This window comes from Arthrobacter sp. BPSS-3 (assembly GCF_044628475.1).
Classification (GTDB): Bacteria; Actinomycetota; Actinomycetes; order Actinomycetales; family Micrococcaceae; genus Arthrobacter.
In genome coordinates this window covers 1-7,474 of the sequence record NZ_JBIMMV010000018.1, presented here as the reverse complement: position 1 = coordinate 7,474, position 7,474 = coordinate 1, and the positions used below count along the sequence as shown (strand labels likewise).

The 7,474-nt window shown below is 68.5% G+C and carries 8 protein-coding genes; 2 read left to right on the top strand and 6 right to left on the bottom strand.

Going from position 1 to position 7,474, the window contains the following annotated elements; genetic code table 11:
- Positions 1–112: 112 nt before the first annotated feature.
- Both ACFVY3_RS17260 and ACFVY3_RS17255 read left to right on the top strand, forming a co-directional pair.
- Positions 113–1,324, top strand: a complete 1,212-nt coding sequence (locus ACFVY3_RS17260) for a molybdopterin-dependent oxidoreductase (RefSeq protein ID WP_400160664.1) — start codon at positions 113–115, stop codon at positions 1,322–1,324.
- The gene (locus ACFVY3_RS17255) at positions 1,321–1,773 is read left to right on the top strand and encodes a hypothetical protein (protein ID WP_400160663.1); all 453 of its coding nucleotides are present in this window, start codon (positions 1,321–1,323) and stop codon (positions 1,771–1,773) included. Before ACFVY3_RS17260 ends, ACFVY3_RS17255 begins: the two co-directional genes overlap by 4 nt.
- 4 nt (positions 1,774–1,777) lie before the next feature.
- Here the strand turns inward: ACFVY3_RS17255 and ACFVY3_RS17250 are convergent, their stop codons facing one another.
- The 6 genes from ACFVY3_RS17250 to ACFVY3_RS17225 form a co-directional block, all read right to left on the bottom strand.
- Positions 1,778–2,839 (bottom strand): NAD(P)-dependent oxidoreductase, encoded by a 1,062-nt coding sequence (locus ACFVY3_RS17250; RefSeq protein WP_290255747.1) that lies wholly within the window; start codon positions 2,837–2,839, stop codon positions 1,778–1,780.
- Positions 2,836–3,717 carry an MTAP family purine nucleoside phosphorylase gene (locus ACFVY3_RS17245; RefSeq protein ID WP_400160662.1) on the bottom strand — a complete coding sequence of 294 codons (882 nt, stop codon included), beginning with the start codon at positions 3,715–3,717 and terminating at the stop codon, positions 2,836–2,838. Before ACFVY3_RS17245 ends, ACFVY3_RS17250 begins: the two co-directional genes overlap by 4 nt.
- An 11-nt stretch (positions 3,718–3,728) precedes the next feature.
- Complete coding sequence (locus ACFVY3_RS17240) at positions 3,729–5,174, bottom strand: glycosyltransferase family 87 protein (protein ID WP_400160661.1); 1,446 nt, start codon at positions 5,172–5,174, stop codon at positions 3,729–3,731.
- Positions 5,175–5,242: 68 nt separating this feature from the next.
- Positions 5,243–5,947: a bifunctional 2-polyprenyl-6-hydroxyphenol methylase/3-demethylubiquinol 3-O-methyltransferase UbiG gene (locus ACFVY3_RS17235; protein WP_290255744.1), complete on the bottom strand. Its 705-nt coding sequence runs from the start codon at positions 5,945–5,947 to the stop codon at positions 5,243–5,245.
- Positions 5,944–6,624, bottom strand: a complete 681-nt coding sequence (locus tag ACFVY3_RS17230) for a DUF2064 domain-containing protein (protein WP_400160660.1) — start codon at positions 6,622–6,624, stop codon at positions 5,944–5,946. Before ACFVY3_RS17230 ends, ACFVY3_RS17235 begins: the two co-directional genes overlap by 4 nt.
- Before the next feature lie 5 nt (positions 6,625–6,629).
- Positions 6,630–7,325, bottom strand: coding sequence for a glycosyltransferase family 2 protein (locus ACFVY3_RS17225; RefSeq protein WP_400160665.1), 696 nt, complete (start codon positions 7,323–7,325; stop codon positions 6,630–6,632).
- Positions 7,326–7,474: the final 149 nt, after the last annotated feature.

Sequence of the window (7,474 nt, the reverse complement as noted above, 5' to 3'; positions counted from 1 at the left end):
CGGCGGACGCCGGTGAAGGTACGCGTGAAGGCCACGGACCCAACCCGGTCCGTGGCCTTCGGCTCAGGACAGAGCGGTCTTAAAAATCACGGATTGGTGAAGTGAACCAGAGATGCACAGACTTGACGGCCGCCGGGTCACCGACTTTCTGGCAGCGAAATTTGCCTCTCCGACCCGCAGTACGCGGTTGACGGTCGTCCTGGGCCGATGGCTCGGGATTGCCTTCACGGTCTGCTTCCTCACGGGCCTGTTCAGCCACGGACTGCAGAACCCGCCGGCCTGGATGATCTTCCCGACACGGCCTGTGTGGATCTATCAGCTCAGCCAGGGAATCCACGTGACGGCGGGTATCGCATCGATCCCGCTGCTGCTGGCGAAATTGTGGTCGGTCTATCCGGAGCTGCTGTCATGGCCGCCGGTCCGGTCCGTCGTCCACGGCCTTGAACGGGCCTCCATCGCCCTGTTCGTGGCCGCGTCCCTGCTGCAGGTGACAACGGGTCTGATCAACACCTACAAGTGGTACCCCTGGCCGTTCCCGTTCCGTGAGACCCACTACTGGCTGGCCTGGGTCATCTGGGGTTCGCTGCTGCTCCATATTGCGGTCAAGCTGCCTGCGATCAGTGCGCATTGGCGGCGCCGGCAGGCCGCGGCCGCCGCCAGCAATTCCCCCATGTCCGGCGCGTCCGACGCGGCCGTGGGGGAGTCCGGGGCCGGAGTGCCTGCGCCCGGCCGCTGGTCCCGGCGGGCAATGCTGACGGCCGTCACGGCCGCCACCGGGGCCGTGGTCGTCACGACGGCGGGACAATCATTCGCCTGGCTGGCGCCGTTGAACCTGTTTGCTCCCCGGAAAATGGGAACCGGCCCGCAGGGGGTTCCCGTAAACCGCACCGCCGCCGACGCCAAGGTCGCCGACGCCGCGATTTCCCCGGCCTGGGCCCTGCTTGTGCGTTCCGGCCCGGTGACACGATCCTTCACCCTGGAGCAGTTGAGGGCCATGCCCCAGCACAGCCATGAGCTGCCGATCGCCTGTGTCGAAGGATGGAGCCAGCTGGCCAGCTGGCGGGGGGTGCGGGTCCGCGACCTGCTGGCAGCTGTCGATGCTCCCCCGGAATCGGACCTGCACGTCACCAGCCTCGAACCCGAAGGCGCCTACCGCACCATGAGTATGCCCGCGGCATACGCCAGGGACGAGCAGACGCTCGTGGCCCTGGAACTCAACGGTGCGGCGCTCGACCTGGACCACGGTTACCCGGCCCGCATCATCGCGCCAGGCCGCCCCGGGGTCCTCCAGACCAAGTGGTTGCAAAGTGTGGAGGTGCTGTGAGCGCGGGCAAGTCTCGAAGGAAAATCCGGCTGGTGCTTGGTGCCGCCGGGGTGGCCGTCCTGGGGTACGGCCTGGTGGGGTTGCCCACCCAGCTCGGGCCGGCACAACTCCTGGGCCTCCTGACGTGGATGGCCGTCGCCGTTCTGCTGCACGACGGCGTCCTGGTGCCGCTGTCCACGGCCGCGGGCTTCGGCCTGACCCGGGCCGGGTCAAAGCTGCAGCCCGCCTCAGCCGCGGTGTTGCGTGGAGCGCTGCTTACCGGTTCCCTAGTGACCCTGCTGACGGCGCTGCTGCTCAAGGCCCAGTCCGTGGCGCGGAAGAGCACCGTCCTGGAAGCTGATTACGCGGTGAACCTGGCCTGCCTCTGGGCGGTCCTGGCAGTGGTCTCGGCCGTCGCCATTCTCCTGCTGGAACGCCGGGGACGGCGGGCCGGAAGCCGGCGGCGCTAGCCGGCTATCCGGGTTCGCCGCGCAGCGGAGCCACGGCAAACTCCCGCATGCCCTCCTCGAAAGCCACAGCCGGGGCCCAGCCCAGTTCGTCCTTGATCCGCTCCGAGGAAGCGGTGATGTGCCTGACGTCCCCGAGCCGGTACTCGCCGGTGACCACCGGTGCCGGCCCGGCGCTGAAAGCGCTCAAGGCAGCCGCCACGTCGCCGATGGTCCGGACCTCGTCCGCCCCCACGTTGTAGGCCCGGAACGGCGGCCTGGTCTCTTCGGCCAGCGCCTCGGCGGCGGCGATGTTGGCCGAGGCGACGTCCCGGACATGAATGAAGCTGCGACGCTGGCCGCCGTCCTCGAACACGCGCGGAGCTTCGCCGCGGGCCAACGCCGACCGGAACAATGACGCCACGCCCGCATACGGGGTGTTCTTCGGCATCCTCGGTCCATAGACGTTGTGGTACCGCAGGGCGATGGCTGAACCGCCGGTGCTGCGGGCCCACGAGGAGGCAAGATGTTCCTGACTCAGTTTCGACGCCGCGTAGACGTTCCGGGGATCCAGCGCCGCGTCTTCCGTGACCATCGCGGGAACCAGGACCGTGCCCTCCTCCGGGTCTCGGGGGTCGTAGACCCCTGCACGTAAATCGGCTTCGGAACGCGGCCCGGGCCGGACCGGCATCCCGGTCCGGGGATCCGCGTAGGCGCCCTCGCCGTAGACGACCATGGACGATGCCAGCACCAGCCGGCCGATGCGGTGCCGTTCCATCGCGGCCAGCAGCACAGCCGTGGCGTAGTCGTTGTTGCGGACATAGTCCGGCGCATCCGCGAAGCTGACGCCGAGGCCCACCTTTGCGCTTTGGTGGCAGACAACATCGACGCCGCGGAGCGCCGCGTCGACCGTGCCCGGGTCGGCGACGTCCCCGACCATCAGATCCACGTCCGGCATGAGGGCCGGGGGAACGGGGTGGAGATCGGGGGCCATCGAATCCAGGATCCTGACACTCCAGCCCTTGGCGAGGGCGGCGTCGACAATGTGCGAGCCGATAAAGCCGGCGCCGCCGGTGACCAGGATCTTCATCGGGCAGCCACCGGGGCCAAGCCGGCGGGCAACGCCATGATCCTGCGTACCGCCTCGGGATCCATCAAGGGCCGGGCCCGGTAGTCCGGGCCGATGGCCGCCACGGCGGCTTCGAGAACGGCCAGCACGTTGGGCTGGGCGTTCCGCAACCGGGCGAAGACGGCGTCGGCGGTCACGGGATCTGAACCGTCGTGTCCGGTGTCCGAATCGGTGATGAAGGCCAGGTTGGCGAAGCCCATGTTGAGTTCTGCGGCCAGCAGCGGTTCGGGGTACTGGGTCATGCTGATGATGTCCGCACCCCCTGCGGCGTACCACCCGGACTCGGCCTTCGTCGAGAACCGTGGTCCGTTGATCACCACGACTGTTGCCGTCGGGGCGAAGGCGAGGGTGTTTTCCTCAAGGGCGGCGGCCAGGTGTGAACGCAGGGTGGGGCAGAAGGGTTCCGACGCCGGGAGGTGCTGGACGCCGGCGGACGGGACGCCCTCGGCGACGGTTCCGTCGAAGAAGGTATCCGCCCGCCCCCACGTCCGGTCGATGATCTGGTCGGTGACCGCAAAGGTGTCGGGTCCGTAACCTGCACGGAGGCCGCCCACCGCCGAGGACGAGAGGACCGCCTCCACACCGAGGCTCTTGAGCGCCCAGATGTTGGCCCGGTAGTTGATGCGCTGCGGCGGCACCGAGTGCTTCCCGCCGTGCCTGGGTAGGAAGGCCACCCGTCGGCCGGCAACATCCGCCAGGGTGACGGGGGCGGATGGCGTCCCGTACGGCGTGCTGACCTCGACCGTGTCGATGACTGTTGCAGCCGGGAGCTGGTATGTCCCCGATCCGCCGATGATGCCGATGCGCGCCTGAGCCGTTCCGGTGGTAGGTGTTTCCATAGTCGGTCCTGTCATGTCGTGGGGTGCGGGGAAGCTGTTGGGGACCCGGTCGCGGGCCGGTCACTGTGGAGGCCTGAGTCGGCTGCGAGTCCGCCGAGGGCGGCCAGTCGATGCCGGCGGTTCCGACGCCACAGGGCGCCCGTTACGACGGCGCCGGCGGCGAGGACCAATGCGGCCTGGTGCAGCGGAAGGCTGAGCGGATCCTCGATGGGGACCATGTAGATGGCATCGAGGGCGAGGATGACGGCGATGTACTCCCAGCGGCGGCTCAAGACGATGAACGGCAGGAGCATCAGGGCGTACCAGGGGTAGTTCGGGCTGACGATCAGCAGGGTCAGTCCGATCATGACGGTCTGCTGTTCCCAGACATTCCCCGGACCGGTTCTGCGGAGCACGTAGACCGCCACGGCAGCCAGGGCCACGGCGCTCAGCACCGGGGGCCAGCCACCGGCGGATACGAGCTGGGCAAGCCCGAACCTGGTGCCGCCGCTCTGGCTGTAGCCTTCCTCCTTGAGATAGCCGGGGAGGAATCCCAGGACGCCTACTCCGGCCACGGCCAGGTACGGTACGTAGAGCAGGGCGAAGGAGGCCAGCGCGGCGGCGATGAACCGGACGGGGCGCCGGAACAGCAAGGCGGGAGCTGCGATCACCGGAATGAGCTTTGTGGCCACGGCAGCGCCGAAGGCGACGCCGGAGCGCAGGGGCTTGCCGCGGGTCAGCAGCATTCCGCTGACCAGGATCAGCGCGGCACCCAGAAGGTCCACATGCGCGTTGTTTACCGCCTCGAGCTGGACGAAGGGGCTCCACGCCCAGACGGCGGCGATGTGCGCGGGCAGGCCGCGACGCGCCAGGGCGGAGAGCACCAGGAGTGTGACGCCGACGCTCATCAGGAGACCGGCCAGCTGGAAGGGGAGGTACCCGACCGAGTCGGGAAGGGCTATGCGAACAGCGGCAAAGTAGATTTCGGCAGTTGGCGGATAGATGGTGGGCACGTGCGGCCGGTTAATGGCAGTGCACAAGGGGCTGCCGGAGGGGAAGCCGAAGGCAGGAACCGAGTCCGTTGGGAAAAGATCCTTGGCACAGACGGGCCTGCCGTCGTCGTCAAGGCCGCCGGGGGCGAAGAGCCAGTCCGGTCTGAGTTTGGCGATCGTCTCGTCGACGGGCACGTAGGAATACGGGGAGACGCCCGCCTTTTGAACGATCCCGTCCCAGGCATACCGCGCGGAATCGTTGCTGGTCCGCGGAGGTGCGCTTACGGCTACCAGGCCGAGCAACACTGTGCCGGCGAGGAGGACGGCAGCCCGCCGGCGGCGGGGTACACGGCGGAGGGCAAGGACGGCCCAGGCAACGGCACCCCAGGAGAGCAGGGTTCCGACGATCGGTGCCGATTCGAACGGGTTGTGCGGGACAACCATCCACCACAGCAGAGCTGCGAGCACCAGGAGTGGTGCCGCCACCGCTGCCCATGGTGCGAGCCTTGCGCCGCGCGCTGCCCCTGGACGTACCGGGGGGACGGTCCCGGCCCTCACACTGCCGTCCTGGACGGCCACGCAGAGGGGGACAGCCGGCAGAAAACGCGGTCCTGAACCCGGTGGACCGACGCTACCGTCCATCCGCTGCGCGGCGCCCGGGCAGCGATTCCTCCGGTTCCCGTCCTGGCCCAACGGAACGGAGCACTCCGGTTTCCCGCAGGATCCTCCAGGACGGCGGTGTACACGGTATCCAGCTCATCGTCGGCCTCCACCTCCACCAGGAGCGTCCCCTGGGGGGCAATGAGGTGGCGGCAGCGCCGGAGCAGCGCGGTGATGCCGCCGCCGATGCCGATGTTCCCATCCAACAGGATCAGCGACTGCCACTGGCCGGTGTGCGGGACGGGATCGAAGATCGACTGTTCGAGCACCCGGACGCCCCGGCTCCGCGCCCGCCTAACGGCCTCGGCGCTGGTGTCGATTCCCCAGGCGGTGAGGCCCAGGTTCTGCGCGGCGGACAGGAGTCTTCCCGGGCCGCAGCCGATGTCCAGGAGCGGCCCGTCGAGGCGCTTGAGCACCGACAGCTCAGCCGGGCTTGCCTCCGCGCACCAGCCTTGGACGTCGAAATCAACGGGATCGGCGGTCTGGTCCGTGTCCGGGCGCAGGGTCAATGTTCCTGTCCCCTTCGCCAGCGCCAGTGCATAGGGCTCCGTGAGGCCCTGGCCGAAGTGCATACCCGGTGCAACGGGAGTGGCCGTCACAGTCGGGCCCCCGAGAGAGCAGCCGGGTACTGCGGATTATCTGCGGCGGCATGAACCGCGTGGGCGAACTTCGTGGCGGGGATCAATGATGCGATGGCGACGGCATCGTCGAAGTAATCCATGTCCGTGAGCTCGGTCAGCGTTCCGACGCTGAGACCCTCCGCCACCAATCGTTCCCGTTGACGCTGTCCGGTCGACTCCGTTGACATCGGCACGCCCCGGACCAGGCGGCCGCTGGGCCGTCGGAGGGCAAGTGCCCAGAATCCGCCATCCGTGGCGGGCCCGATCCAGGCGTCGTGACCGGGCGCGCCGGACCGCCAATCCGCGAGAAGCGGAGCCAGGTGATCGGCAGAGAATTGCGGGGTGTCCATGCCGACCAGGAGTACCGGGCCCGTGACGGCGTCGAAGATCGCGGCGAGCCGTTCATCCAGCCCCCCGGACTGTTGCGCGACGACGGTGAACCCCTCCGCGTCGCGCGCCGTGGGCGTCCCGTCCATCACCAGCCAGCGGCTCTTCGCAGGGAGCGTCCGTGCCGTGTCGAGGGTCTGGGTGAGGCTGATCTGCGCAATGGCGGCCGCCGACTCGGGGCTCAGCGGCGGACTAAGGCGCGTTTTGACCCGGCCCGGCAGGCACTCCTTGGCGATGACCACCACGGTCAGGTCCATGTTGTTGCTCATAGGCGTCATTCGTTGCCGCTTGAGCTGCGGACCGGTCCCTGGGAGGAGGCAGCCGCGGCGGACTTCAGCTGCGCCGACATATCCCGGACGGCCGTGATGGTGCCGCGGAGCGTTCCCGTGACCTTTGATTTGCCGGTGCGGGGGGCGTAGGGGACCGGCATCTCCACAATCTTCCAGCGGCGCAGATGTGCCTTCAGGAACATTTCGAGGGGGTAGCCGCTGCGGCGGTCCTCAAGCCCGAGCGCCAGGAGGTCTGTCCTGCGCGCCGCCCTCATGGGGCCCAGATCGGTCACAGGCTCCCCGGTGAGGCTCCGCAGGCGCCAAGCGAGGACGATGTTGGCGATCCTTGCATGGACAGGCCAGGAGCCGCGCTGGGGCTGACGGCTCCCCAGCACCAGGTCCGCCGTGCCGTTCGTTACCCGCTCCACGAGGGCCGGCAGCCGGGCCGGGTCCAGTGAACCGTCGCAATCGCAGAACGCGACAACGTCTGCCGTGGCCGCGAGGAGTCCGGCGTGCGCCGCGGCACCGAATCCGCGCCGTCCCTCGTGGACGACCAGGGCGCCGAGGCTGGTGGCGATCCCGGGCGAACCGTCCGTGGATCCGTTGTCCACCACGATGGCTCGATACCCTTCCGGAAGGCGGGACAACACCCAAGGGAGGGCGCCGGACTCGTTCAAGCACGGGAGAACGACGTCCACCATGGCTCCGGTCATAAGAAACAGCCTTTCAGGGCGTGGTCTGGAGCGCTTCGCGCGGAATCTCCAACGGTACCTGGACGGAAGAGAGCCACGGACCGCCAGAGGCGGTCCGTGGCCTTTCCCGCCGGTGCAGACCATACATCCGGCAGGTA

What these genes read in the sequence shown, in the direction of transcription:
- ACFVY3_RS17260 (WP_400160664.1), top strand. Translation starts at nt 113, where the DNA reads ATGCACAGACTTGACGGCCGCCGGGTCACCGACTTTCTGGCAGCGAAA.
- ACFVY3_RS17250 (WP_290255747.1), bottom strand. Translation starts at nt 2,839, where the DNA reads ATGAAGATCCTGGTCACCGGCGGCGCCGGCTTTATCGGCTCGCACATT.
- ACFVY3_RS17245 (WP_400160662.1), bottom strand. Translation starts at nt 3,717, where the DNA reads ATGGAAACACCTACCACCGGAACGGCTCAGGCGCGCATCGGCATCATC.
- ACFVY3_RS17230 (WP_400160660.1), bottom strand. Translation starts at nt 6,624, where the DNA reads ATGAGCAACAACATGGACCTGACCGTGGTGGTCATCGCCAAGGAGTGC.
- ACFVY3_RS17225 (WP_400160665.1), bottom strand. Translation starts at nt 7,325, where the DNA reads ATGGTGGACGTCGTTCTCCCGTGCTTGAACGAGTCCGGCGCCCTCCCT.